This window comes from Pseudomonas sp. (genome assembly GCF_030150285.1).
Lineage (GTDB): Bacteria > Pseudomonadota > Gammaproteobacteria > Pseudomonadales > Pseudomonadaceae > Aquipseudomonas.
Window position 1 is genome coordinate 47595 of sequence record NZ_JASLGE010000056.1, and the last position, 25907, is coordinate 73501.

Genomic DNA, 25907 nt, shown 5'->3' on the forward strand with positions numbered 1-25907 from the left:
CGTGGGTATTCGCGATCTGGTGGCCGATATCGACAACGTGATTTTCGACGTGCTGGGCGATATCGGCCACATCGAAGGTCGCGCCGAGCCGGTGCTGGGGATGTTCTCGGCACCGTGGAAACAGCCGCAAATAGGTCGCCTCAATACGGGCCTTCGTGAGCCGCACTTTGTCGTGCGGGTCGCGGACTCGGATGGCCTGAAAAAAGGCCTGCGAGTCACCATCGACCTGCCCGAGCTGGACGGCGGTGGCGACTACGACCTGTTGCAGTTGGAGCCTGGCGGCGACGGCCTGGTATCCCTGATCTTGAGGAAACGTGCATGAGCATCGGCAGCTTCAGCGAAGTGCGTGCCAACAGCGGCCTGCTAAATATCCAGGTCTCGGCCGAGGATATGAAAGCGTTTACGGACTTTGCCACCCAGGTACCCAAAGCCGCTGCCAACGCGCAACGCCGGGCAATCAACAAAACCCTGAGATGGCTGAGCACCCATATAGCCCGGGCCGTGGGCAAGCAGGAACGGATCGCGGTCAAGGCGGTGCGGCAGCGCCTGCGCAGCTACCCGATCACCGGCGGCGCGATGCGCGGCAAACTCTGGTTTGGGATCAATCCGCTGGAAGCCAGCCGGGCAGGGCGGCCACGGCAAACTAAGGCCGGTGTGTCAGTGGCCGGTCGCCGTTATCGCGGTGCCTTCTACAAAAAGGTGTACGGCAATCAGGCTGATATCTGGATTCGCACCGCCAGTAAACACTTTGATCGGGCCGATTACCCCGACAGCGAAGTCACATCGCAGACCGGGGCCAGCTCCGGTTTTGTGGGGGAAAACAGCGACCGCTTCCCGCTGGCCAAGGCCAAGATTTCACTGGATTCAGTCCGGCCGCATTTTGAAGCCTGGAGCCGCAAGGCCGATGCCCAGTTGTTGCATGTCCTCAGGCAAGAAATGAGCTTTGAACTGCAGAAATACCTGAAGGGGACGCGCCGTGTCTGAGCAGCCGTTTAGCCTCGATGTGTTGTACCAAACGATCGAGCAGCACCTGCAGCAATCGCTGGCAGGCGTTCAACTGGTCGGTTTCTGGCCTGGCATCGAGCAGCATATCCCGCTACCGGCGGTGTTTCTCGATATCGCCGAGATCGAGCCGGGTACCGATATAGGCACCGGCGAAAGCACGCTGAACGTCAACTTTGAAGCGCGGGTGATTGTTGACGTGATCCGCGATCAGCACTACCAGCAGGCCATTCATCTGGCCACCCAACTGGCTGTGCTGTTACGGGCGCAGACGTGGGGCCTGGCAGTAGAACCGGCCGAATTCAAACGCTCAACCCAGGACTGGACCCGCCCGGAGCTGGATGGCTACACCGTGTGGCTGGTGGAGTGGACGCAGACGATTTACCTGGGGGAAGTGCAATGGCCGTGGCCCGACGAACAGCCGGGCTCGCTGGTGATCAGTGTGAACGGTGAGGTGGACCCATGAGCCACGCCCTTGCCGAACACGACCGCATGATCGCCGGGGTGGTCAAGGGCTGCTATGTGGTCGCCCTGGACCTTGCGGCCACGCCGCCGGTGTGCCGGGTGTCGGACGGCGAATGGGTCAGCGCCTGGGTGCGCTGGCACAGTCAGGCGGCGGGCAAGGCGCGACACTGGCGGGTGCCCAGCATGGGCGAGCAGGGTGCTTTGCTTAGCCCGAGCGGTGACGTGTCACAAGGCACCTTTGTGCCGGGCTTGTTTGGCGATGCCGGGCCCGCCCCGGACACCCGCGATCATGTCGAACGCTGGCTGTTCGAGGATGGCGGGTCACTGACTTACGACTGGCAGGCCCACCGTTACAGCATTGTGCTGCCGACGGGCGCGGTGGATATCAAGGTCGGCAGTTCATCGGCCGCCGTTACGGATAACGCTGTCGTTGTCACGTCCGGGACGATCGCGCTCGAGGGCGACGTGACGATCTACGGCGAAGTACTGATCAACGGCGGACTACGCGTCACGGACGATATCAACGGCGGCGGTGCAATCATCGACACCAGCGGCAACACGCCCAACCACAAGCACTAAACACAACTCTCAACCCGCCCGCCGCGTGCGGGCTTTTTTCTACCTGGAGAAATGTATGGCGAGCAAACCAACCTCGGCCGACAGCGCGCCGGGTGCAGTCGCGGTGGACGCCGTGGCCGTACCGATCACCGTGCATGCCGTGGCGGTACCGATGACTGCTGACGCTGTAGCGCTGCCGATCAAGACGGCGGACGACTACACCGCCGAAGAGCTGGCAGCGGTGGTCGTTTATCGCGACAAGGCCTTTACCTCTCGCAGCCTGGTGATGCCGGGCGGCCGCTTGCTGCAGGTCAGCAAAGGTCATGTCGCGGTCAAGGTGATCGACGCCCAGGCGCGGGCGTATCTGGATGGCCACCCTGATTTAGAGCGATTGTCGGAGTAAGCACATGATCGGAATGGACCGCCATACCGGGCTGCCTATCTCGGGCGTTGAACACCTGAGGCAGTCCATTGCAGACATCTTGACCACGCCGCTGGGTTCCCGGCTGATGCGCCCGGAATACGGCAGCACAATCCGACGCTTTGTCGACCTGCCCGTCAGTGAGGGCTGGAAAAGCGCTGTGCAGGCCGAAGCAGCCCGCGCCCTGAAGCGCTGGGAGCCGCGTCTGGAACTGACGCAGGTGCAAGTCCTGTCCGTTCTTGATGGGCGTATCACGTTTCGCCTGTCGGGGGTCTACAAGGGCGATAGCCAGCTAGTGGAAGTGACCGTATGAGCACACTTGACCTGTCCCGTTTACCGGCCCCGCTTGTGCTGGAGTCGCTTGATTTTGAAGTGATGTATCAGGAAGCGCTGACCGACTTTCGCGCCTTGATGGGGGGCAACTGGTCGGCGGCGCTGGAGTCCGATCCGGTCGTCAAACTGCTGGAGAAAGCCGCCTACGACAAGATGATGGGACGTGCGCGGATCAACGACGCGGCCAAGGCGTTGCTGCTGGCCTTTGCCCGTGACAGCGATCTGGATCATCTGGCGGCCAACTACAACGTCAAACGGCTACTTGTGATCGCTGCTGATTCCGGTGCTGTGCCGCCGATCGAGGCGCAGTACGAATCGGACGATTCCCTGGTGGAGCGCACGCTGTTGGCGTTTGAGGGCATGTCGATTGCCGGCCCTCGGGATGCCTACGTGTTTCATGCCATGTCGGCCGATGGCCGCGTGGCGGATGCCCGGGCCGCCAGTCCAAGCCCGGCCACGGTTGAGGTCAGCATTCTTAGCCGCATTGGCGATGGCGTGGCGTCTGAGGATTTGCTTGAAGTGGTGCGGGTGGCCCTCGGCGATGAGGATGTGCGGCCGGTCGGCGACCGCTTGATCGTTCAGTCTGCCAGCCTGATCGACTATCGGATCGAGGCTGTTTTATACCTCTACCCGGGCCCGGAGATTGAGCTAAGCCTGACTGAAGCCCGATCCTCCCTGAATCGCTATATCAACACCCAGCGCCGCCTGGGGCGCGATATTCGTCGTTCGGCGATTCATGCTGCCTTGCATGTGTCGCGGGTGCAGCGCGTGGAACTGATCCACCCAGTTGAGGATGTGGTGGTGCTGGACCACGAAGCCGCCAATTGCACGGGCCTTAGCGTGGTGTTCGGTGGCACTGATGAGTGATGCCAGCCTGTTGCCGCCGAACCGCACTACGCTGGAGCAGGCGCTGGCCTTGGTGTCGATGGAAAAGGTGAGCCTGCCAAACGTCCTGCGCCGCATGATCTCACCGGACACCTGCCCGGTTGCGTTGCTGCCCTGGCTGGCCATTCAGCGCAGTGTTGATCGCTGGGACCCGGAGTGGTCGGAGGCGATCAAGCGCAAGGTGATTAAGGATTCTTTCGAGATCCACAAACGCAAGGGCACCTTGGGCGCGCTCCGGCGGGTGATTGAACCGTTTGCCGACCTTATCGACATCACCGAATGGCACCAGTTGGAGCCGATGGGCGAGCCCGGCACTTTCACCTTGAGCCTGGCGCTGTTTGATAGCGGCCTGAGCGAGCAGGGGCTGGCTGACCTTGAACGGATGATTGCCGACACCAAGCCGATCAGCCGGCACCTGGTGGGATTGAACATTACCTACAGCCCGACAGGCGCGTTGTTCTTGGGTGGTGCGATTTTTACCGGCGACGAAGTGGTTATTTCCTCCGCTGAATTGCAGTTCAGTGATGAGGACTTAAACCGATTGGAAAGTGCCGCGAAAGATTACAACCGTATCGGCAACGTCTTTATGTCCAAACTTTTTAGCATTTGATCTTCAGGAAAATATATATGGACCATCAGGCGGAGCGGCTTGGTTTAATTGTGGAAGCTGCAGAACAAAGTATGGACATTGTTCAGCGCTTTTCTAATGATCCGATTGGTGCTGGGAATATTCAAACTGCATCAGGCCCAATCAAGAATCTTAAACAAGTCTCCGCTGATATTACGTCTGACGGCCAGTTAGCCATCGGTGTGGCGGTGACTGAGTTGATTGCAGAGTTGAAAGCCGAAACATCGGTTAGCGCATTAATTGATGGGCTAACGGATTCTGCTGTCGTTGCCTCTAATAATGCTGCCATTGCCGTTGTTGCTGCCGAGCACGCCAATGCAACGGGCAAAATCTACGACAGCACCGCAATCGGTTTAGTGAGTACAGCAAATGGTCAGTATTTCAGTGTTCCGAGCCCGGACAATCTGGAAAATTTGATTCTGTATAAAAATAACGCGGGTGTGGCTCTTGATACGGGTAAGCGTTCTCCAAACGCCCCAGTGACGGCCATCGCCCGTCGCGGCAACTATGTACTATCCGGCCGCGCTACAAAGGTGGAAAAAATTGCCGGGACCTCTGATTACCTGGTGAGTTGGGGGCGGCTCTATATCTTCACGGGTACCGGCAAGGCGCAAGCCTACGTGCAAGCTGTTACCGATGTGACGGTGCCCAATGGCAAATGTGCTTATGTCGATTTGGCTGCGGAGTTGGTGGGGGGGGAGTATGTTGTACAGGTCTCTGAACTCCCGTTAGCGACCACTGCAAATCCGCCGGGTTCCTACATCGACGATAGCAAGATCATCTTGTTCACTTGCCTGAATGGGATCATTGGGGGCGTTATTCACCCTCAGTACCATGCTGTCGCAGACGGTGCAGTTGGACGTGTTGCGTTGGACATTTCGCTGAAAAACATGCTGGATCGGGGTAGTTGGAATGTGGCGGGCAAAGCCACCAAGCTCCAGCCGCTGGTATCGACACCTTCGACTTACCAGATCAGCTTTCCCGAACTGACGATAACCGGCGCGCAGACGTTTTCCGCTAAGCGTGTGGCCCCTGCCACCGATGTGATCGTACCGGCCGGCGAGGCCATGTACGTTGATCTGGATGGCGATCTCAATGGCAGTGATCAACTGGTAGCCCAAGTCACCAGTGGCGGTTATACCGCCGGGATGCTGGCCAACGGCGCGTTCATCACCGATCGCAAGGTTTATCTATTCGTCAATGATAAGCGGGGTATCGCGGGACCTCTGGCGCAGCAGCAAATCACCTTCAACTTCATCGATCAGAGTTTGAAGAACCGGGCCAACCGCCCGGCCTATGTGGTGATGGGTGATTTAACCCGGTATTTGGAAAGCGGTACGGCGTGCGTGATGTCGTTCGGCGATCTGAGGATTACCCGAGGCATCGGCAACACCACGGTCGTGGTGGCGGGGCTTGCGGATGTATCGGTGGCCCGAGGTCAGGCGCTGTATGTGGACCTTAGTGCTGCTCTGGTTGACGGAAAATTGGTGCCGCAATTGACCACTGGAGGATATTCCAGCCCCACGGGTGGGCTTGCCAATGGTGCGTTTGTCGATGACAACAAGCTCTATCTGTTCATCAACGACGCGGTGGGGTATGGCGGTGCACTGGCTAATCGGCGGCCGGCCAATCCCTACCTGGGCGAAGTCTGGATGAAGCAAGCGCCGAACAACGTCACGTTCGATCCGGCCACCCGCACGCTGGCGTGGGACAACTATTTGATCCTGCCGGCGATCGGAGGGCAGGGCCGAATCAAGTTGGCACCGGGTTCTTTCACGTTCTCCAGCACCACCCTCAATGTGGCCTACCTGGACATGTTGGCAGTGGTCACCACGGGGGATACGCCGGCTACGGCGGTTAAGGGGGGAACCTACCACGATGGCGCGGTGGCTGATCGCTTCCGTGGCCAGTCGCACCAGTTGCCGATGTTTTACTGGAACGGGGCAAGCGATTACGGCCCGCTCTGTGGCTTCCCGCGCGCATCTGAGCCGGTTGGAACAGTGGTTTCAACGCTGGCTCAGGATGACGTGGTGGTGAAGACCAGCGCTAACGCCGTCAGCGCTTTTGTGAAGGGTGCCAAGTCCAGTTCCCTCAAGTACCTGGAACAAACGATTGGTTACGAAAATCGTCCCTTTGATCCGACGGGTGCAGACGCTTATGGCAACTCGGACTTGTGGCGTCTTAAGCACCAATATGAATGTGATCTGACTACCAGCTCCACCAGTTTTGTCCGGGCCCGTGGAAGCCAGCCATTACTCAATGGAGGTGAGCTTGAGATGGCAGCGCTCGAGGACGGTATGCCGGATTACATGGGGGGCTTTCATGGCGACGAGATCAAGACATTTGCTGCCCTGTTTCTGGATGGCGTGCAGATCCCGTTTAACACGGTCGCAACCTACGTCGGCAAGAAGCTGACCCTGGTGCAGAACTCTCGCTTGTATCGCTGCAACACCCAGGTGGAAGTGGCCACCCACGTCAAGCGGGTGACCCTCAGTCGCGAAGATGGTGGTTTGAAGATCGCGATATCGCAGCAGGTGGTGTGGTCGAAGTCCTTGGTGCTGAAGGCGGCCATGTTAACCATGCTACCAATCAAGCGGTTGATCAAGGACACGACCGGTGAGGTCATTACCAATACCGCGATGCGTGCGCCGTATACCTCGATCGAGGATGTGTCCGCAACCGGGTTTGCTCAGGTGACCACCTTGGGTTCGTTGCCCGATGCCCAGCTCTGGGGGCCAACCGGTATCTCAGCCAGCGTTCAGATCCTGAAACACCCAGGCTTGCCAAGCTGCGGGTTCTATATCGCCAGTGCGGTCAACTACAACAAGTTTTACTACAGCGTGGCTGGCAGCACGGTCAGCACTATGGGGGGCACAACGCATACCACGCAGCCGGGTGAGGCGTGGGATGTCGAGAGTGTGATCCGGATGACCACCAACCTCTGAGGTGCTGAGCGCCTATGCCGCCAGTGCGGCTACAAAATGAGCGAATGTATGGCAGATCAAGATATTTTTTATGTCGCTATGTTGACCGATGTCGGTGCGGCACAACTCGCCCGCGCCGCCGCCACCGGGATACCTTTGAACTGGACCCATATGGCCGTTGGCGATGGCAATGGTGTAACGCCCATTCCGTCGCAATTGCAAACGGCGCTGGTTCACGAAAACCTGCGCTTGCCCTTAAATCGGCTGACGGCTCGTGTTGATCGGCCGGTCATTGTCGCGGAGCTGGTTTTGCCGTCGAACGTGGGTGGCTGGTGGGTGCGTGAAGTGGGGTTGTATGACTCGGCTGGCAGGCTGGTGGCGGTCGCCAATTACCCGGCGACCTTCAAGCCGACGCAAGCTCAGGGTACCGGACGCACTCAAGGTATTCGGATGCAACTGCTGGTCAGCAGTACAGCCGACATAACCCTGATCAATGACCCGACGCTGGTTATGCCTACCCTGGAGGTCGTGCGTGATGAAATCCGCAAGGGTACGGCCGGCTACGCCTCCCGACTAAAGACGTCGCGCAAGATCGCGCTCATGGGCGATGCCACCGGCGAGGCGCTATTCGATGGATCGAACAATGCGACTATCGACATGGCCCTGGCCAATTCAGGGGTGACAGCGGGGACTTACGGAAAGGTCAAAGTCACCGCCAAGGGGCTGGTGGTCAAGGGTTTGGCGCTTGAAGCGGCGGATATTCCGGCACTGGATGCCAGCAAGATCGCAACGGGCACCCTGAGCCGACCGACTACCGCCAATGCGGGATCCGCGAGCAAGCTGCAAACCGGACGCGCATTAAGCTTCGTCGGGGCGGCCACCGGCTTGGGTTGGTTCGATGGCAGTGGTGACCTGAATATCCAATTGGCATTGGCGGGTCTGGATACCGGCAAGCTGATCAGCGGCATTTTGCCGGTGCTGCGGGGCGGTACCGGCGGCAATACCCCGGATACAGCGCGGGCTGCCTTGGGTGCTGGGGTGCCGTCGAGCCTGTATCACAATCCGTCTGGCTTTTGGTGGGATAAAGACACGGGGCTTTTTGTGCAGTGGGGCAACTCGTACTTGGGTGACATGCCGGGTGGCCGGTGGAATGTTCAGTTCAACTTCCCCTATTGGTTTGATACCGCGCCTTTCATTGTGCTGCCGGTGATTACCCAGCACCCGGGCGGCAATTCGTCTGCCTCTACGGTGACGTGTGCACTGGTTGAAAGCTCACTGACCACGGCGGGGTTTGTTCTCGGCTTCACGGAGTACCTTGAATACAACCAGGCCTTTGGCGTGCGCTGGATCGCCGTCGGCTATCGCGTCACCCCGATGTAAGCACAGGGTTCACCGCTGTACTGCAACCGCCGATTGGCGGTTTTTTCGTTTCTATGGAGATAACCATGAGTTCAACCGACTTCTTTCACGGCATTACGGTGGCGTTGGTAGAGACCGGCGCACGCATTATCAGCCTGCCGTCGTCCTCGATCATTGGCATTGTCGATACCTTCACCCCGGGGCTGGGCCTGGCAGAGTCTAACGTGCTCACCTTGCTGACCCGTGAGAGTGAAGCGGTGGCCGCGTTCGGTCCTGATTCGGCGCTGACCCGGGCCTGTAAGGCCATTTTTAACCAGTCAGCGGCCGCGATTGTCGCGGTCGGTGTTCCGACCGGCACCGAGGCGGCGGTACTCACCAGCTCGATCATCGGGGGTGTGGCGGCAGACGGCAAGCGTACTGGCATGCAGGCGTTGCTGGACGGCAAGAGCCTGTTCAACCTGCAGCCGCGGTTGTTGATTGCGCCCAAGCACAGCGCCACGGAAGCGGTGGCCACCGCGATGGATGTACTGGCCGGTAAGCTCAAGGCCATCGGCATTATCGACGGCCCCAACACCACCGACGAGGCCGCGATTGCCTACGCCGAAAACTTCGGCTCCAAACGCCTGTTTATGATCGATCCGGCGGTCAAGCAGTGGAGTACCGCAGTCAATGGCGATGTGTCGGTGCCGGGCTCTGCGATCGCGGCAGGCCTGTTTGCTCAGACCGATTCGCGCTTTGGTTTCTGGGCGTCACCGTCGAACAAGGAAATTGCCGGCATCACCGGCACGGTGCGTCCGGTCGAGTACCTGGACGGCGACAAGACCTGTCGGGCCAATCTGCTCAACGGCGCGAATATCACCACCGTGATCCGTGATGGCGGCTATCGCCTGTGGGGCAACCGCACTCTGTCGAGTGATGCCAAGTGGGCCTTTGTCACCCGTGTGCGTACCACCGATATGGTCATGGAAGCGATTCAGGCCGGCATGAAATGGGCGGTCGACCGGGGCATCACCAAAACCTATGTCAAGGACGTCACCGAGACGATCAACGCCTTTATGCGTGACCTCAAAGCGCTGGGCGCGGTGATCAACTTTGAGGTCTACCCCGACCTGGAGAAGACCACCGCCACGCAGATCGAGCAGGGCAAGGTGTACTGGACCATCCGCTTTACCGATGTGCCGCCGGCGGAAAACCCGATTTTCCAAATTGAAGTCACTAACCAGTGGCTGACTGAAGTTCTGGAAGCCTGAGGAGGCGTTCAATGATTCCGCAAACCCTGTTTAACACCAATATGTTTATCGCGGGCCAGAGCCTGCAGGGCGACGTCCCAAGCCTCAGCCTGCCCAAGATAACGGTGAAGACTGAGGACTATCGCGGCGGCGGTATGGATGCCTCGGTGGCGATGGACATGGGCCTTGAAAAACTGGAGGCCAGTTTTGCCACCCACGGTGTGCGCCGTGAGGTGCTGAAGCACTTCGGTGCCTTTGACCAGACCGGTTTTGATGCCTCGTTTCGCGGTGCCTTCAAGGGGCAGAAAGGCGCGACCACCGGCGTGGTGGCCACCTTGCGCGGCGGCCTGCGCGAAGTCGATCCGGGCGAGTGGTCGCCCGGGGCCAAGGCTGAGTTCAAATACGCCGTGGACGTCACCTACTACAAGCTCGAAATCGACGGGCGCGTGATGTACGAAATCGATCCGATCAACTCTGTACGCGTCATCGATGGCGTGGACCAACTGGCGGACGTGCGTAACGTCCTGGGCATCTGAGGACAATGAACATGACCACCACCAAGAAACTGCCAAGCTGGCTGGAACTGACCGAAGAGGGTGCCACCATCACCCTGCGCAAGGCGGTCGAAATCAACCAGATCAAAGTCAACCGGGTCAACTTGCGGGCACCTACCGTCAAGGACGTGCAACTGGCCACCGTCCAGTCCGGCGGTGATGCCGAAAAGCGTGAAGTTATTCTGTTCGCGTCCCTGACGCAGGCCGGTGAAAAGGATATCGGCGGCTTGACGGTGGTGGACTACAACCGCCTGCAGGCCGGTTATTTTCGCCTGGTCGAAGATGATGAACCTTACCCCTACAACGATTAAAGCGGCGGCCAAGCAACTGGCCCGGGAGTATCACTTCTCGGCCGGTGAAATCGAGACCATGCCGTTTAACCGCATGCTGTGGTGGCTCACGGATTGAGCCACCCCCTCCGTTACGCGTAACAGGGCATTCCTATGGCAAACAAAATGGCGCTCGGTCTGGTGATCGGCGGGGCCGTCAGTTCAACCGTGGGCGCGGCTTTCAAGGACGTGGAAAGCCGCGTCAAAAAGCTGAGCGAGCAAGGCAAAAAGTCACGGGTGCTGCAAAGCACCATCGGCGAAACCATGCGCCTGCGCGATGAGTGGAAAAAGGCCCACGCTGAAGGTGAGAAGGGCGCGCAAGCACTCAAAAATCGGCTGGAACGCAATCTGGGTGTACTGCGCAAGGAGGGCGTAGAAGTTGGCCGGTTGGCAAGGGAGTATGATCGCTTGGGCCGCGCCGGGCGCAGTGCTGAGCTGAAGTCCAAAGGCTTTGGCCAGATAGACAGCGGCAAGCAGCAGGTGCGTGCAGGGATAACCCAGGGGGTTGTGGCCACGGGCATGTTGGCTTTACCGACCAAGGTCAGCGCGGATTATCAGGCGATCATCCGCGATATTGCGATCAAGGCCGGTGTGGCGCGAACGGCTGAAGAGGCCGAAATGTCGCGCAGCATCATCGCGACGTCGAATGATGTCGGCATGGGCCGCAACGAAGTCGCCGATGTGGTCAACGAGCTGGTCGGTGCCGGCATGGAGTTGAAGCAGGCGATGGAGTTTGCGCCGGTGGCGGCCAAGTTCGTCGTGGGGCAGGGCTCCAGCGGTGTCGACACTGCAAGAATGATCCAGGCGCTGCAGAGCAACGCCCAAATCACCGACCCCAAGGTGCTGGAAAAGGCGCTGGAGGCTGTGGCCTATCAAGGCCAGGCCGGTAGTTTTGAATCCAACGACATGGCCAAGTGGTTTCCGCAACTGTTGGCCGGTATGCAGAAACAGGGCATCACCGGCATGGACGCCGTCACGCAACTGGGCTCAATGCTGCAGGTGCAAATGAAAACCGCCGGCACTGCCGACGAAGCGGCCAACAACCTCAAAAACTGGATTGAAAAGATCGGTTCCGGGGAGGTGGTCAGGGCGTACAACAAAGCGGGCATTGATTATCAAGGCTCTCTCAACACCGGCATTCAGGGTGGCATGTCGACGCTGGAGGCAAGCTTTGGGCTAGCCAGACGTTACATCGAAGCCACCGACCCGAAAAAAGCCGCGAAGATGGCTGAGGCCACGGCCAAGATCAGCAAGGAATCAGACCCGGAAAAAGCCAAGGCCATGCTCAGTAGCCTGGAGCAGGCGCTGCGTACCGGCGATATTTTTGCTGACATGCAGGTCAAGTCAGCACTGACCGCCTATGTGCAAAACAAGGAACTGTACGAGCAGCTAAAACGTGAGTCGGCCAGTGCCTCGGGCATCCTGGACCAGAACCTTGCGGAGCGGCGCGACACCTCGTCCCAGAAATGGGCCGAGATGTTCCAGGCGGGTAACGACGCCATGCGCAGCTTGGGCGATGCCATTCGGCCGGTCACGGATTCGGTGGCCACCGGGCTGACCACGGTGGTCAAGGGCATCACCCGGTTGTCGGATGAATCACCCAAGCTGGTAATGGGGCTGACGGCGCTGGCCACCGGGGCCGGTGTTGTGACCAGTCTGCTGGGCGCGCTCAAGATCGGCCGAGGGTTGGTCAATCTGGCCCGGGGCGGATTGGGGGGTGGCAAGGGCCGTGGGGGTGTGCAGTCGGTTTATGTCACCAACGCCAAAGGCGCGCTGGGTGGTTCTGGCGGCGGCTTTGATGGGCGGGGCGGCGCAGTCAGGTCGTGGGTCACTGCTGGCGTGGGTGCCCTGCTGGGGCGCAAGGACGAGGTGGCAGAGGGTGAGGGCGCAGCCAGCACCAAACTTGACCCGGTAGAGACCGGCCTGGAACTGCTCGATGTGATTCGTGAAGCCAAGCAAGGCGGTGTGGTGGGCGGTTCCGATCGCACGCAAAAGGTCTTTGTGGTGAATGCCCGTGATCTGGGTGGCATGGGTGCTGCTGGGCGTGGCAGTCGTCGAGCGCGCCGCCGTGGTCCACCGCGTCCACCTGCACCGGCGGTGTCGCCGCGTATGGGCGCTCGCTTGATGGGGGCCGTGGGCACCCTCGGCAAAATGGGCAAAGCCATTCCGGCCGGCTCGGTGTTTGAAGCGGGTATCAAGGCCTTTGACACCTACACCACGGCCAAGACGGCCGAAGACAAAGCGGCGGGTTACGGCGGTGCTGCAGGCGGACTGGCGGGCACGATGGCCGGTGCAGCTGCCGGCGCTGCGATCGGCTCCGTGGTGCCAATCATCGGCACGGCGGTGGGCGGTCTGGTCGGTGCGTTTCTGGGGGGCATGGGCGGCGAAACCGTGGGAGGCATGTTCGGTAAAACGTCGTTCGCCAAGTCGCTGTTTGGCACTGATGCGGAGCCAGGCGATGTGGTGCGCTCAATGTCGGCTAAGTCCGGCCGGACACCCCTCCCGTCGCCGTTGGTGCTTAAACCTGAGTCCAGGCCTGCGCCGATCGATCAGAAAATTACCTTTGCGCCGCACATGCCCATCACCGTGCAGGGGGATGTGAAGGATCCGGCCGAGCTTATGCGTCAGTTGCAACCGATGATGCAAAGCCAACTGAGCGACTTCGCCCGCCAGTTAGAGGACGACGCCCGCCGGGCCAATGACCGCAAGTTATACGACAGCCCGCATATCGGGTAAGGAGGTGATATGGCCTACATGGAGCAGATGCAAAGCGCGGTCAGCTACCTGGCCACGGCCGGGGAGGCCGGGCGGCGAAGCCTTGACGGGATGATGGGGCCGGTCAACGGCGCAATCAGTGAAATGACCGGCGCAGCCTCCGAGCTGGAAACCCTGCCGGTCATTGGTCCGATGGTCGGGGAAAAGCTGCAGCGGGTCATGCGCGGCATCAGCGCCGCCCAGTCCAAGGTGGGCGCGGTGGTTGCGGTCTACAACCAAGCGGCCCGCGCCGCCTCGCAGATCGAGCAGCGGCTGGAAGTGCTGGGCGAGCAGGCAACCCGGGCGAAAAATGCAATCAACCAGATTGCCGGCCAGATCAACCCCGCGCTGGGCAACATCCTGCCCACCAGCGCGTTTACCGCCGATACCACCCCGGCCGTGGAAGCCGTTAAACCGTTTCCCCACCTGCTGATCCTGCAACCGCACAAGCACGAAGCGCCGCCGTACTACTTCAACTTGGACACGGCGGCCTTTGAGGAACTGAACCGGCAGAGTGGTTTTCGCTGGGCCTCGCAAGAGCGCCTGATGCGGCGGCCAGCACAGCAAGCGGTGGGCATGGGTGACGACAAAATCACCCTCAAGGGGTCGATCTTCCCCGGGCACCGGGGCGGCCTCAAACAACTGGACACCCTGCGCAGTATCGGCGGGTTGTTGGTGCCTTTGGGTCTGACCACGGGGTATGGCTACGTGCTTGGGGATTGGTGCCTGACCTCGATCACCGAGGATCAAAGCGCGTTCCTGCAGGGCGGAATTCCCCGCAAGCAGGGCTTTAGTCTGGAGTTTGTCCGTTATGGCGAAGACCTGCAGAACACTTGACGGCGACAAGCTCTACACCATTTGTCACAACGCCTATGGCCACCTCAACGGCAGCGTGGAGGGGGTGCTGGAAGCCAACCCCGGGTTAGCAGCCGAACCGGAGCCGTATCGTGGCGGCGTGTTGATCGTGTTGCCGGACTTGCCGATGGCCAGCGATGAGCAGGCGGTTCAGTTGTGGAGTTGACCGTTACGCGTAACACGCCTTGAAACCCGAGCCTCGCCTACGTGCGGGGCTTTTTGTGGGAGTTGAACCATGAAGCCTGTTTTCCGCATCGTTGCCGACGGCAGCGACATCACCCGCATGATCAATGACCGGCTGTTGCTGCTGCGCACCTCGGACAAGCCCGGGATGGAGTCTGACGAGTTTGAGTTGCGCATTGACGACCGCGACCGCGCCGTGACGTTGCCGTCTCGCGGTGCCAGCATCGAAATTTATCTGGGCTATGCCGGATCCACCTTGTCCCGGGAGGGCCGCTACGTTGTCGACGAGGTCGAAGTCTCAGGCCCGCCGGACACGCTGGTGATACGCGGCAAGGCCAGCGACATGCGCGGCAGTGGCAAAACCACCCGTAGCGGCAGTTGGGAGGGCGTCAGCCTGGCCACCATTGTTAGTACCGTGGCCCGGCGTAACGGCTGGGAGCCTGCCTGTACGGTGGCCACGATCGTGCCCCGCGCTGACCAGCTGGGCGAATCTGACTTCAATTTCATCACCCGGCTGGCTCGGCAGCACGACTGCACGGCCAAGGTCGCGGGCGGCAAGTTGATTGTTATGCCGCGACAGGGCGGTGTCACCGCAAGCGGCAAGAATCTGGGCGTCGTGACCATCAACAAAACGGACGTCAGTCGCTACAGCTTTCGGCTGGGCGATCGCTCGACCCACAAGGCTGTCAGTACCAAGTACCAGGACAAGGCCACCGGCAAGTTGAAGGTGGTAAATCTGAACAACGACGACGCCCCGGACGGCCTGCCGCCGGTGCATACCGATCGGCATATCCACCCGGACAAAACCGCCGCCGAACAGGCCGCCAAGGCGCGCTTGGCGGCGTTCAATCGCTCGACTGCAGGTGTACGGCTGGAAATGCCCGGACGCTCTGACCTGTTCGCGGAGCGGATGATCAACGCACAAGGCTTCAAAAACGGGCTCGATGGCGAGTACCTGGTGGACTCCCGGGAACAGGTATTCACCCAGTCTGGCTGGTCGACGACGATTGAGTGCAACGCCGGCAAGAAAGGTAAGGCCAAGGCCAAAGGCAAAAAGCCCGCGAAGACCCTGAAAATCGTTCAGCTCTAACCCCCAAACATACCCACCCCCGGCCCGCCTTGTGCGGGCTTTTTCGTAAGGGCAACTTATGACAATCACCCAGCAACAACTGCTGCAGATCCTCCCGAACGCCGGCTCAGTTGCCGGCGTTTTTGTGCCGGTACTCAACACCGCGATGGTGCGTTACCAGATCATTGGCCCGAAGCGCGTTGCGGCGTTTATTGCCCAGATTGGCCATGAATCTGGCCAGCTCAAATACGTCAAAGAAATCTGGGGCCCAACGGCTGCCCAAGCCAAATACGAAGGCCGCAAAGACCTGGGTAACACCGTGGTTGGCGACGGCTCCAAGTACCGGGGGCGTGGCCTGATCCAAATCACCGGCCGGGCCAACTACATGGCCTGTGGTGAAGCCCTTGCCCTGGACCTGCTCAAGCAGCCCGAGCTGCTGGAAAAACCACACCATGCTTGCATGTCAGCGGCATGGTTCTGGGCAACCAAGGGCCTCAGCACCCTGGCGGACGCGGGCCAGTTCGACAAGATCACCCAGCGCATCAACGGCGGCCAGAACGGCGCTGCAGACCGCCAGGCACTCTACGCCCGGGCGTTGAAGGTGTTGGCGTGAAGGTCGATGCAGTGAAATGGGGCGGGGTGCTGCTGGTCATCTTGGTCCTGATGGCGGGCAGTGCGTGGGCCGCATGGAAGTGGCAGGCCAACGCCTACGGCCAGCAACTGGCCGCCAAGGACGCTGACCATCAAACCGAACGCACAAACCTGGCCAATGCCAACGCCGCGCAGATCCTGGCGGAAGAGGGCAAGCGCCTTGCCCTGGAACAATGGCTGGCAGCCAGCGATCAAGCCCATTACCGAGCCCTGACTGATGAACAAACCCAACAAGCACGTCTACGTGATCGCCTTGCTACTGCTGACCTGCGGCTGTCAGTCCAACTCGACGCCACCGCCGCAACTGGTTGTGACGCAGTGCAAACCACCACCGGCCCCGGCGGCTTGGTTTATGGCCCCCGTAGAGCCCAACTTGACCCAGCGCATGCTCAACGAATTATCGGAATCACCGGCGACGGCGACCAGGGACTGATCGCACTGCAGGCCTGCCAGGCCTACGCAAAAGAAGTCTCAGCCACGAAATAAAAGGAGCGGCCGAGGCTGGATGCGTCAACATCCAGCCCGGCCACCAAACCCGCAGAACCGTCCTGCAAGCCCAGTCAAGGCTCCTGCTCCGTGCACAAAGCGGAGCGAGCCTAACACCTGTCTATTCATACAGTAAAGGTCTTGCACATAATGTCTTCACCCATCATTCCCTGGATGGGCGGCAAACGCCGTCTGGCCGACCGCCTTATCCCCCTGTTCCCACCCCACGAATGCTACGTCGAAGTCTTCGCCGGCGGCGGGGCGCTGTACTTCCTGCGCCCACAGCCCGCACCGGTCGAAGTGCTTAACGACATCAACGGCGACCTGGTGACCCTGTACCGCGTGGTGCAGAACCACCTGGAAGAATTCGTGCGCCAATTCAAATGAGCCCTCAGCTCACGGCAGATATTCGAGTGGCAAAAAATGACCCGCCCGGAAACCCTGACCGACATCCAGCGCGCCGCCCGATTCTTCTACCTGCAACAGCACGCCTTTGGAGGCAAGGTATCGAGCCAAAGCTTCGGCACCGCCACAACAACCCCGACCATCAACCTGTTGCGCATCGAAGAAAACCTATCTGCAGCCTGGCAGCGTCTGGCCGGTACCTATGTCGAAAACCTGCCTTGGCTTGAATGCGCCGAGCGCTACGACCGACCGCACACCTTCCACTACATGGACCCACCTTATTGGCAGACCGCCGGCTACGGCGTCGACTTCCCGTTTGAAAACTACGAACGCATGGCCGACTTTATGCGCCGCTGCAAAGGCAAGGTGATGGTCAGCATCAACGACCACCCGGACATCCGGCGAGTGTTTGAAGGGTTTCACATTGAAACGACCGAGATCCGGTACACGACAGCGAACCAGCGGCAGGGTAAGGCTGAGGTAACGGGGGAGTTGATTGTGATGAATTGGGAGCCAGGTATCTATGGTGGACTATTTTTATTTTAGTCTGCCGGCGAAAGAGACCAGTAGCAATTCAGGGTGTTATTTTATTTATACTAAATATTAGCTTGTTATTTTAAAGTTGGGCAAGAGTGAAGCTTAGCAGTCATTTATATGAAATCTGTGACTGCGCAGAGATTTTCGAGCGAGAGGTCACATCTAGACATGTGTTGCTGATTTAATTAATATTGCGTAATTTTTTAAGGAGGCAGCCATGCGATTCATGGACGTTTTTGCCGGGTGTGGCGGCCTCTCTCTTGGCCTGCTGAAGGCCGGGTGCGAAGGTGTGATTGCAATAGAAAAAAATCCGATGGCCTTCGAGACTCTGAAGCACAACCTCATTGATGGCGCTCGCTACCAATTTCAGTGGCCATCTTGGCTCCCAAAACAAGCCATGAGTTGCGAAGACTTTCTTAGCGGCTTTGGAGAAAAAATTAGACTGTTGCGTGGGACTGTTGATCTTATGGTTGGCGGGCCACCTTGTCAGGGCTTCTCTACAGCTGGACGGCGTGATCCAGCTGATCCAAGAAATAAAATGGCAGAGCAATACCTCGAATTAGTTAAGATTGTGTTGCCAAAATTTATTGTTATTGAAAATGTAAGTGGGTTTAATAGTAAGTTTAATGAGGCGAAACGTGTAGATGGTGGTGAGGAGCATCATTTTAAGAGGTCGTACGCAGATTTTATTTGCGGGGAACTTTCTAAGATAGGGTATTCAGTTTCCCGAGGCATAGTTAATTGTGCCGATTTCGGGGTGCCACAGAATCGGCGTAGATATATAATAATTTGCTCTCTTGGTGGTGGTGAGGGGTTGCTGGAAACTCTTCTCGATAAGCGGCAGGATTTTCTACAGCTCAAAGGGCTTCCTGTCGCTCGCCCTGTTTCTGTATATGAAGCTATCGCTGACTTGCAGACAAGAGGGCGAGAGTTAGCTGAAAACTCCGATTCGAATGTTAAGGGTTTTTTTGAGGCTGCATACGAGGCTCCTCAGATTTCCTCTCCTTATTTGGCTATTATGAGAGAGGATTTTCATGGTGTACCTAATAGTCGACGTTTACCTAGGCATAAGTTAGACACTATAGCTCAGTTTGGACGAATTCAGAGTGAGTCTCGGCCTGGGCGGTCACTTTCTAAAGAAGCACGGGATAGGCTTGGCTTAAAAAAACATGCAATTACAGTGCTAACTAAGAACTCCCCTTCGCCTACAATTACCACCTTGCCAGATGATATTATTCATTATGATGAGTTGAGGATTTTAACTGCTAGAGAGACTGCGAGAATTCAATCTTTTCCTGATTGGTTCGAATTTACGGGGAAGTATACTACGGGTGGAAAAAGTAGGCGGTTTGAGTGTCCTAGATATACCCAGATAGGTAATGCAGTACCTCCATTGCTAGCAGAGGCTATTGGGACTTTGCTGCGGGAGCAGTCTGTGCGCTTAGACGATGGTGAGCTTAATAAAATCTATAAAGGCCCGGCTAATGCAATCCCTGAATTTTAGAGTTAGTTCGCATCTGAAATCTATTATCGGGCGCGACTTGATTACAGATGATTTTGTTGCTGTTTTCGAATTGGTGAAAAACTCTTTCGATGCAGGTGCTAGTGAGGTGACTCTTCACTTTACAGAGGATTCAATCTTTATCATAGATAATGGTAAAGGTATGTCGTATCGAGATTTAGTCGATAAATGGCTGTTTGTAGCATACTCCGCAAAGCAAGATGGCTCTGAGGATGGTCTACATTTGGATTATAGGGAGTCAATACAATCCAAAAGGTATGCTGGGAGTAAAGGAGTAGGAAGATTCTCTTGTGATAGGTTGGGTGAAGTTCTATCGTTGCAAACTAAAGTAGAGTCTAGCACTGATGTCAATCGTCTAGATGTTATCTGGTCTGCGTTTGAATCATCATCCAAAGATGATTTTATAAATATTGATATCAATCATAGTGTATCCCAGGATTTCTCGCTCTGCGATGGCGTCGATTTTGATTATGATTGCGGTACTGTTTTGGAAATTAGTGGGTTGCGGGAGGCATGGGGGCGCTCTAAACTAAAGGATTTAAAATCATCTCTTGCGAAGTTAATAAACCCCTTTGGAACTCAGAAAAATGATTTTTCAGTTTTTATTAAAGCAAGGTCTGAACTCGATGAGGATGCGCGATTAAGTAATCTGAAGGATGAGCCCAGTCCTAATGAGATAGTTAACGGGCCCGTTGATAATTTTATTTTTCAAACTTTGCAAGAAAAAACCACTTGGCTAAAAACTTGGATTGTTGATGGAGTAGTAATAACCGAGTTGATAGATCGCGGAAAAGTTATTTACAGAATTTCTGAAGATAACGAGTTCAAAGAACTGGATGGTTCGGGGTTCGAGTGTAATATTTTTTACTTGAATAGGTCGGCTAAAGCTACATTTGCTCGTCGCATGGGAGTTAACTCAGTTTCGTTTGGTTCCGTTTTTTTATTTAAAAATGGTTTTAGAGTTTATCCAGTAGGTGAAGAGCTTGATGATAGTTTTGGTATTGATAGAAGAAAGCAACAAGGTCATTCAAGGTATTTAGGTACACGAGAAATTCTTGGGAAGATTGATGTTTATGGGGATGACTCAAGCTTTAAAGAATCGTCAAGCCGAGATAAGGGGCTCATAGAAACACCTGCGTATATACAGCTGAAGGAAGCTTTTTGGAAAAAGTGTTTGCTGCGACTGGAGAATTACGTTGTTGGTGTGAGTTGGAGGGTTAAATATGATGCTGACTTATTGGACTCTAGTCACCTAACTCGTGACGAGTTAAGATCAAAAATAATTGAGGTCATTAACAAGCTTTCTAACTCTCCAGGTGTGCGTGTTGAGTATTTTGCAGAGGATTTTTTAACTCTTATCGATAGTAAGGCTAAGGATTTCGATAAAACTATCGAAAGTCTTTCTAATATCGCACAAAAAACTGGAAACGATGAACTCGTTGAAGAAATAAAAAGTGCTAAGTTTCGTTATCAAGAGATGCTCAAGGCAGAGTCCGAAGCTGTCCAGTATGCGGAGCGGGAGAGGGCTGAGCGACATAAGGCAGAGGCATTAGCTTCTAAAGTTGAAAAAGACCTGAAGAGAGAGCAGGAAAGAAATCTTTTTTTGACCTCGCTTCAAAGTCACGATAAAGATGTGCTCGAAAGTTTGCATCATCAAGTAATTATTTATGCCAGTAATGCAATAAATCTAATTGAGGCTAGTTTGTTTTCTATGCACAGCAGAAGGCAGGTTCCTCAGCAGGATCTAGAAGAAACGCTTGAGAATTTACTTCTTTTGAATCAGCAGGTTATTGCAGCATCTAGGTTTGCAACAAAAGCAAATTTTAAGCTCGATTCTAATTCTATTACAGAAGATTTGGCGCTGTACCTTGATCAATATGTAGAAAAAATTTGTAAAGTGTACAAGAGCAAGATTTTAATTGAGGTTGTCCGTTTTTCTAGAGAGTTTGTTATACAGTTCAAGCCTATTGAGATATCAATTATTATTGATAACTTAATAGATAATGCTATTAAGGCTAATGCCTCTTATATGAAAATTGAGATTTCAAAATCTCAGTCGAATGTTCTTCTTGTAAGTCTTGAAGATAATGGAGTGGGTATTCCAAGCGAAATATCGAATATTGAGTCAATATTCGATAAGGGTATTACTACGACCAGTGGTTCTGGCTTGGGTCTGTATAATGTTCGACAGCTATTGCAAAATATAAATGGCACCATAGAGCTAGCGAAATCTAGTTTTAGTGGTACAACTTTTGAAATTAAGGTGTACAGTTAATGGACGCGACCTATTGCATTCTTTGGTTGGATGATCAAAAGGATGAGCTTAATGGTGTGGTCAAAAATTTAGAGAGTCGTTTGTATAATGTCGGGTTGAATGTGAATATAACTTGGCATGATACGTTTGACGATGCGTCCATTAAGGCTCTAACTGATGGGTTGAGAAAGCACTCTCCTTATGATCTTATAATGGTGGATTATGATCTCGGCGTTGGAAAAATAGGGCATAGACTTACGAGAATAATACGAAGCCAAACTTATGGTGATATGGTTTTTTATAGCTCGGCACCAGATGAGGAGTTGAGGAAAAAGTTATACCTGGAAAAGGTTGACGGTGTCTATTGCATGCAGCGCGCATCATTAGCTCAGGAGGTTTTTTCTCTGGCGCAGAATGCAATAAGAAGAGTTGTGCATCCTAATTATATGCGTGGCTTAGTGGTTGGATCTGTTGGTGAGTTAGAAGGGCTTTTTGGGGATACTATTAATTCTATTATTAATAAGAAAGGCTCTCCAACCGTTGATGAAGTAAGGGGGATGGCAAAGCAATCGTTACAAGATTATATTGACGAGTTGCAAAATGTCAATTTGCCGCGTTTTGATAATATGTCTACAGAGCGAATAATATCAAAATTAAATTTGCGCGTGAAAGTCGATCTTCTTCTTAAGCTTTTAGAGGAAGATGGTGGGCAGTTGAGTTTAAATTGCCATCAGATAATTTCAAATTTTTCAGATGAAATAAATCAGCACAGGATTGAGTTTGCCCACGCAAGAACCACTAACATTGAAGGTATTCCAGTTTTTCAGGATAGAAATAAAAAGGTTTGGGGGCCTGTGGAGATGAGAAACTTATTGCTTAAACTTCGTGAGCACTATGATGCAGCTAAAAATATAAACACATATTTTCAGTAGTGGATTTTTATGGGGGGTATTCATCCCTCCATGTATTACCCTGTCTTTTATTGATTGAGGTATTTCGATATTAAATTCTAGTTTTTTTGATTGCTTCGGCTTTATATGTACGGCGATGGCATATCGTCAAGGTGTGCCTTTAGCAAATTATTTTCATGGGCGAGTGGAGAAGTTCTGTAGGTTATTTTGCAATAAGCTGTTTTTAAAATGCTGGATTCAGTTGGCGAGTATCAAGCGGTGTTTGTATTGATTTCTTGGCTGAAATGCCCAAGTGGAGTTTATAGTATTGTTATTTAACTCTACCACATGTGTTTGATCCGCAAGACTGCAGATTAAATATACTCAAAGAACTTATTTTGAATCCAAAACCTTGGAAATATCCTGATTATTGCTGCCTGACCGTATCCCCGAGCTTGTGCCACTCCTTGAGTGCGCGCTGGTCAAACTCAAGACTAAAGGTCATCCAGCGTTACCTTCACGCGCTGTGGTGTTGCGAGACGCTCGCGGACGGTGTTGATGAGCTGTTCATCTTCTTCAGTCATAAGCACGGGGCGGAAAGGCAACTGGCCGCGTTCTGCGACGTACTGCAGGGCCTGGCGCATGAGTTCTGATGGCGTAACGCCGAGGCGTTCAAGTTCTTGGTAGGCGCGGGCTTTGAGTTCGTCGTCTACGCGGATGTTGATGGAGGCCATAGGTTTGACTCCTGTAATGACATTTGTCATTACAATGGCTGCCATCACCTTTTTTTGCAAGTGCCGTTCGGCAGGGCCAGGAGGGGTGTTATGGCTTCAAAATCCTTTCCGCAATCAAAAATCCAAGCCTTGAAAGACGCGGCCTGTGGCTCTGTAAGAATATTCGTCTTGCGGAATATGAAAAATACTAAGCTGTTGAAATATAACGATTTTATTCGAGACTTGAAAACCGTCGACTGTAACAGGTCCATGAGTTCGAATCCCATCGCCTCCGCCATATTGCTACACCGACAGAGCCCGCCTTTTGGCGGGCTTTGTCGTTTCTGGGGGGTGGGGCTGCTGGAGGGTATTTTGGGGTGAGGCGGTTCGATCATTCCTGTCAAGCCATTGCGTGGCACCCTCTGATCCGTTTCGGTAAGGTTGCGTTCACGGCAGGTTTGCATGGCCTACCGAGGTACTCAGCATCGGAAAGGCTATTTGCCTTATGCGTAGTAAGGGCGTTTCAGCCCTCTGAGGGCTTGCTCGCAGTTTCTTTGGTAACTTGGTTCGATTGGGTTACGCCCGCTTTAAAGGTCCTCTCTCGTACCGAGAAAATGGAGTGGTACCTACCATCTATATAACTTTAGTTATAGTTATTTCGTGGTTGGATATATTATTTCTCGGGTTTCCTTGATTTAGATCAATTCCTAAGCTTTATTGGTTGCTCAGTAACAAGCAATACCGCGACTTCATGAAGTCGACCGTTAAGCGCACTTCTCTAGTGCTGTCAAAATAAAAAATACAGTGCGTAGCATTATTTATAGGCGGGCGATTGTTTATGATGAGGTTGATGGTGGTGTTTTTAATGGGCGTTTTTACTGTGGGCTGTAATGGCTTCGTAAAACCTGACCCCTTCGGATCTATTAATGACTCATATTTTATAGTTCGTTCGGGGTTTCCAGCGCCACTGGTGTATTCGGCATCTGCTGTGCAGTGGAACGAAGACTACGCTGTCTCAGTCCGGCATACCCCGCATATCGCCAATATTGCATATAGTTGCAGTACCGATTGCGACCTTGTTTTTATCAAGCACAAAGCAAAAGACAACTATCCTTTATGGCGCCCCCCCGTTCTGGGTGAAAGCATAACTGCCGTGGGTTTGAGCCCGTTTCAAATGACTACCACAGGAAAGGGCAAGATCTACCAAACACCTTTTGTTAATACAGCAGAGCATAGTGGTGACCTTTATGGTATTCACGACGCCCCCCTTGTACGGGGGATGTCGGGTGGTCCTGTGATTGGCAGCGACGGTAAAGCGTTGGGTATTAACACTGGATTTTACTCCGTCACATTGCACGATACTATTGTTCAATCTCACCTGAGGGGCGCTGAGAGGGTGAGTGTATTTATTCCCTATTCGATTATTGCGCGTGAGTGGCTCTTGTTTCAGGCACAGCTCAATAAAGAAAAAACTCCGGCGGTTATCACTCAAATAAGTCTTTTGAAAATACAAGTGCCTAAGTGATCTGAATGTTTTGGTTTGATTCGGTATGGCTATAGTTCTTCTCGCACCAACAAAGCCCGTCTTGAACGGGCTTTGTTGTTTTTTGGGGTTGGGGGCACCCTGCGCATTGGTGATGCTGCGTTGAAAACAGGCTCAGAATGCTCATTTACAACACGTAGAGTTGTGCGCGACCCCGGCCGTTCCTCGCCTGTTTTCGCCTTGCCTGACCTTCGCTCGAAAACATTTCGTAAAGAATCTAAGGCCCCTTTCTGTTCAGCGTGACGCTTGCGAGCCTTTTAACGCGATTCAACCGGCTTTTGATAAATCCCCTCAAGTCTTTCCAAACAATAGGAAAGCCCCTACATCCTTTTACCCCCTTGGCATGAAACTTTAAGCGCCCTGTAGGGAGCGTATCTCTCCACGCTCCACCGGCCCGCTGAAGTGTTTACGCCAGGATGTAGCCGATGCCCACGCCCACCCCTTTTTTCGACCACAGCCGCCATAAACTCGACGTGCGCAATGTCGATGTTCCGCTGGAGGTGCTGGCCTTTCGGGGCGAGGAGTGCCTGAGTCAGCCGTTCAGTTACGTGATCGAATTCACCAGCACGGAACTCGATATTGCCGCCGAGCTACTGCTCGGGCGCGATGCTCGCTTTAGCCTGTATGGCCGACCACCCGGCCCGGCGCTGCCGGGGTTGAGCCGGCCCGAGGTCAAGCCGTTGCGCACCGTGCACGGCGTGATTACGGGCTTTAAGCGCCTGGCTGGCTCCAACGATGAAGCCCGTTACGCGCTCACCCTTGAGCCGCGCCTGGCGCTGCTGAGCCGGGGTAAACAGTTCCGTATTTACCAGCATCAATCGGTACCTGAAATCGTCGAGGGTATCCTGCGCAGCCGGCATGATTTCAGAGGCCAGGATTTTTTCTTTGACCTGAAACGCGACTACCCCAAGCGTCTTCAGGTCATGCAATACAACGAAAGCGACCTGGCTTTTATTGCCCGTCTGCTGGCTGAAGTGGGCATCTGGTATCGCTTTACCAGCGACGATCGCTTGTACATCGACGTGGTGGAGTTTCACGACGACCAACGCAATTACCAGTTCAATGTTGAACTGCCGTGCCGCTCGCCCTCCGGCTTGAGCAGCGGGCAGGACAGCGTGTGGCGCCTGCAATCGAGCCATCGGGTGGTGGAACGCCACGTCAATATCCGCGCCTACCATCACCGCGATACCAAGGCCTGGCTCAATGGCCAGGTCGATCAGACGCGCGGTGCCAAAGGCACCTACGGCGAGGCCTACCACTACGCCGAGCCCTACACCGTGCTGGGTGACGCGATTGCCCAGGACGAAGACCTGCTCAGTGAAAGCGGCTATTTCTACGCCCGCTTGCGTCACGAGCGC

At 55.1% G+C, this 25907-nt stretch carries 27 protein-coding genes and 2 pseudogenes; 27 read left to right on the forward strand and 2 right to left on the reverse strand.

Features of this window, described 5'->3' with window-relative positions; genetic code table 11:
- Position 1: 1 nt before the first annotated feature.
- The 24 genes and pseudogenes from Q1W15_RS13030 (at position 2) to Q1W15_RS13145 (ending at position 22335) form a co-directional block, all read left to right on the forward strand.
- Positions 2 to 322 (forward strand): hypothetical protein, encoded by a 321-nt coding sequence (locus tag Q1W15_RS13030; RefSeq protein ID WP_300729020.1) that lies wholly within the window; start codon positions 2 to 4, stop codon positions 320 to 322.
- Positions 319 to 984, forward strand: coding sequence for a hypothetical protein (locus tag Q1W15_RS13035; RefSeq protein WP_153328617.1), 666 nt, complete (start codon positions 319 to 321; stop codon positions 982 to 984). Before Q1W15_RS13030 ends, Q1W15_RS13035 begins: the two co-directional genes overlap by 4 nt.
- On the forward strand, positions 977 to 1468 hold the full coding sequence (locus Q1W15_RS13040) for a hypothetical protein (RefSeq protein WP_300729028.1): 492 nt from the start codon (positions 977 to 979) through the stop codon (positions 1466 to 1468). The genes Q1W15_RS13035 and Q1W15_RS13040 overlap by 8 nt, the downstream gene beginning before the upstream one ends.
- Positions 1465 to 2046 (forward strand): phage baseplate assembly protein V, encoded by a 582-nt coding sequence (locus tag Q1W15_RS13045; protein WP_300729031.1) that lies wholly within the window; start codon positions 1465 to 1467, stop codon positions 2044 to 2046. The genes Q1W15_RS13040 and Q1W15_RS13045 overlap by 4 nt, the downstream gene beginning before the upstream one ends.
- Before the next feature lie 55 nt (positions 2047 to 2101).
- Positions 2102 to 2428, forward strand: coding sequence for a hypothetical protein (locus Q1W15_RS13050; RefSeq protein ID WP_300729034.1), 327 nt, complete (start codon positions 2102 to 2104; stop codon positions 2426 to 2428).
- A 4-nt stretch (positions 2429 to 2432) separates the two neighbouring features.
- Complete coding sequence (locus Q1W15_RS13055; RefSeq protein WP_300729037.1) at positions 2433 to 2759, forward strand: GPW/gp25 family protein; 327 nt, start codon at positions 2433 to 2435, stop codon at positions 2757 to 2759.
- Entirely contained in the window at positions 2756 to 3646 is an 891-nt protein-coding gene (locus Q1W15_RS13060; protein ID WP_300729041.1) for a baseplate J/gp47 family protein, read from the forward strand. The genes Q1W15_RS13055 and Q1W15_RS13060 overlap by 4 nt, the downstream gene beginning before the upstream one ends.
- Complete coding sequence (locus Q1W15_RS13065) at positions 3639 to 4274, forward strand: phage tail protein I (protein ID WP_300729044.1); 636 nt, start codon at positions 3639 to 3641, stop codon at positions 4272 to 4274. The genes Q1W15_RS13060 and Q1W15_RS13065 overlap by 8 nt, the downstream gene beginning before the upstream one ends.
- 17 nt (positions 4275 to 4291) lie before the next feature.
- Positions 4292 to 7237, forward strand: a complete 2946-nt coding sequence (locus tag Q1W15_RS13070; RefSeq protein WP_300729046.1) for a hypothetical protein — start codon at positions 4292 to 4294, stop codon at positions 7235 to 7237.
- A 48-nt stretch (positions 7238 to 7285) separates the two neighbouring features.
- Entirely contained in the window at positions 7286 to 8596 is a 1311-nt protein-coding gene (locus tag Q1W15_RS13075) for a phage tail protein (RefSeq protein ID WP_300729049.1), read from the forward strand.
- Positions 8597 to 8661: 65 nt separating this feature from the next.
- The gene (locus Q1W15_RS13080) at positions 8662 to 9825 is read left to right on the forward strand and encodes a phage tail sheath family protein (RefSeq protein WP_300729052.1); all 1164 of its coding nucleotides are present in this window, start codon (positions 8662 to 8664) and stop codon (positions 9823 to 9825) included.
- 11 nt (positions 9826 to 9836) lie between these two features.
- On the forward strand, positions 9837 to 10340 hold the full coding sequence (locus Q1W15_RS13085; protein WP_300729054.1) for a phage major tail tube protein: 504 nt from the start codon (positions 9837 to 9839) through the stop codon (positions 10338 to 10340).
- 11 nt (positions 10341 to 10351) lie between these two features.
- A complete protein-coding gene (locus Q1W15_RS13090) occupies positions 10352 to 10669 on the forward strand; it encodes a phage tail assembly protein (protein WP_300729057.1) in 318 nt (105 codons plus the stop codon).
- Positions 10644 to 10766, forward strand: a complete 123-nt coding sequence (locus Q1W15_RS13095; protein ID WP_300729060.1) for a hypothetical protein — start codon at positions 10644 to 10646, stop codon at positions 10764 to 10766. Before Q1W15_RS13090 ends, Q1W15_RS13095 begins: the two co-directional genes overlap by 26 nt.
- 35 nt (positions 10767 to 10801) lie before the next feature.
- Positions 10802 to 13423: a phage tail tape measure protein gene (locus tag Q1W15_RS13100; protein ID WP_300729063.1), complete on the forward strand. Its 2622-nt coding sequence runs from the start codon at positions 10802 to 10804 to the stop codon at positions 13421 to 13423.
- A gap of 9 nt (positions 13424 to 13432) precedes the next feature.
- Positions 13433 to 14278, forward strand: a complete 846-nt coding sequence (locus Q1W15_RS13105; protein ID WP_300729066.1) for a phage tail protein — start codon at positions 13433 to 13435, stop codon at positions 14276 to 14278.
- Complete coding sequence (locus tag Q1W15_RS13110; protein WP_300729069.1) at positions 14253 to 14462, forward strand: tail protein X; 210 nt, start codon at positions 14253 to 14255, stop codon at positions 14460 to 14462. The genes Q1W15_RS13105 and Q1W15_RS13110 overlap by 26 nt, the downstream gene beginning before the upstream one ends.
- A 69-nt stretch (positions 14463 to 14531) precedes the next feature.
- Positions 14532 to 15569, forward strand: coding sequence for a phage late control D family protein (locus Q1W15_RS13115; RefSeq protein ID WP_300729072.1), 1038 nt, complete (start codon positions 14532 to 14534; stop codon positions 15567 to 15569).
- Between the two features lie 58 nt (positions 15570 to 15627).
- The gene (locus tag Q1W15_RS13120) at positions 15628 to 16161 is read left to right on the forward strand and encodes a glycoside hydrolase family 19 protein (protein WP_300729075.1); all 534 of its coding nucleotides are present in this window, start codon (positions 15628 to 15630) and stop codon (positions 16159 to 16161) included.
- A complete protein-coding gene (locus tag Q1W15_RS13125) occupies positions 16158 to 16685 on the forward strand; it encodes a lysis system i-spanin subunit Rz (protein ID WP_300729078.1) in 528 nt (175 codons plus the stop codon). The genes Q1W15_RS13120 and Q1W15_RS13125 overlap by 4 nt, the downstream gene beginning before the upstream one ends.
- A 150-nt stretch (positions 16686 to 16835) precedes the next feature.
- Positions 16836 to 17636, forward strand: a pseudogene (locus Q1W15_RS13130) (DNA adenine methylase).
- 208 nt (positions 17637 to 17844) lie between these two features.
- Positions 17845 to 19131, forward strand: coding sequence for a DNA cytosine methyltransferase (locus Q1W15_RS13135; RefSeq protein WP_300729081.1), 1287 nt, complete (start codon positions 17845 to 17847; stop codon positions 19129 to 19131).
- Complete coding sequence (locus Q1W15_RS13140) at positions 19112 to 21424, forward strand: ATP-binding protein (RefSeq protein WP_300729084.1); 2313 nt, start codon at positions 19112 to 19114, stop codon at positions 21422 to 21424. Before Q1W15_RS13135 ends, Q1W15_RS13140 begins: the two co-directional genes overlap by 20 nt.
- Positions 21424 to 22335: a hypothetical protein gene (locus Q1W15_RS13145; RefSeq protein WP_300729087.1), complete on the forward strand. Its 912-nt coding sequence runs from the start codon at positions 21424 to 21426 to the stop codon at positions 22333 to 22335. The genes Q1W15_RS13140 and Q1W15_RS13145 overlap by 1 nt, the downstream gene beginning before the upstream one ends.
- A 388-nt stretch (positions 22336 to 22723) precedes the next feature.
- Here the strand turns inward: Q1W15_RS13145 and Q1W15_RS13150 are convergent.
- Both Q1W15_RS13150 and Q1W15_RS13155 read right to left on the reverse strand, forming a co-directional pair.
- Positions 22724 to 22798 (reverse strand): annotated as a pseudogene (locus Q1W15_RS13150) (type II toxin-antitoxin system mRNA interferase toxin, RelE/StbE family); the annotation flags it as partial.
- On the reverse strand, positions 22788 to 23027 hold the full coding sequence (locus Q1W15_RS13155; protein WP_300729090.1) for a type II toxin-antitoxin system RelB/DinJ family antitoxin: 240 nt from the start codon (positions 23025 to 23027) through the stop codon (positions 22788 to 22790). The gene Q1W15_RS13155 and the pseudogene Q1W15_RS13150, both read right to left, overlap by 11 nt.
- A 90-nt stretch (positions 23028 to 23117) precedes the next feature.
- On the opposite strand from Q1W15_RS13155, the gene Q1W15_RS13160 reads away from it, so the two are divergent.
- The 3 genes from Q1W15_RS13160 to Q1W15_RS13170 all read left to right on the forward strand — a co-directional run.
- Positions 23118 to 23387: a hypothetical protein gene (locus Q1W15_RS13160; protein ID WP_300729093.1), complete on the forward strand. Its 270-nt coding sequence runs from the start codon at positions 23118 to 23120 to the stop codon at positions 23385 to 23387.
- A 457-nt stretch (positions 23388 to 23844) separates the two neighbouring features.
- Positions 23845 to 24531 (forward strand): serine protease, encoded by a 687-nt coding sequence (locus tag Q1W15_RS13165; RefSeq protein WP_300729096.1) that lies wholly within the window; start codon positions 23845 to 23847, stop codon positions 24529 to 24531.
- Between the two features lie 443 nt (positions 24532 to 24974).
- Positions 24975 to 25907, forward strand: a 933-nt coding sequence (locus tag Q1W15_RS13170; protein WP_300729099.1) for a type VI secretion system Vgr family protein, incomplete at its 3' end; no start/stop codon positions are given.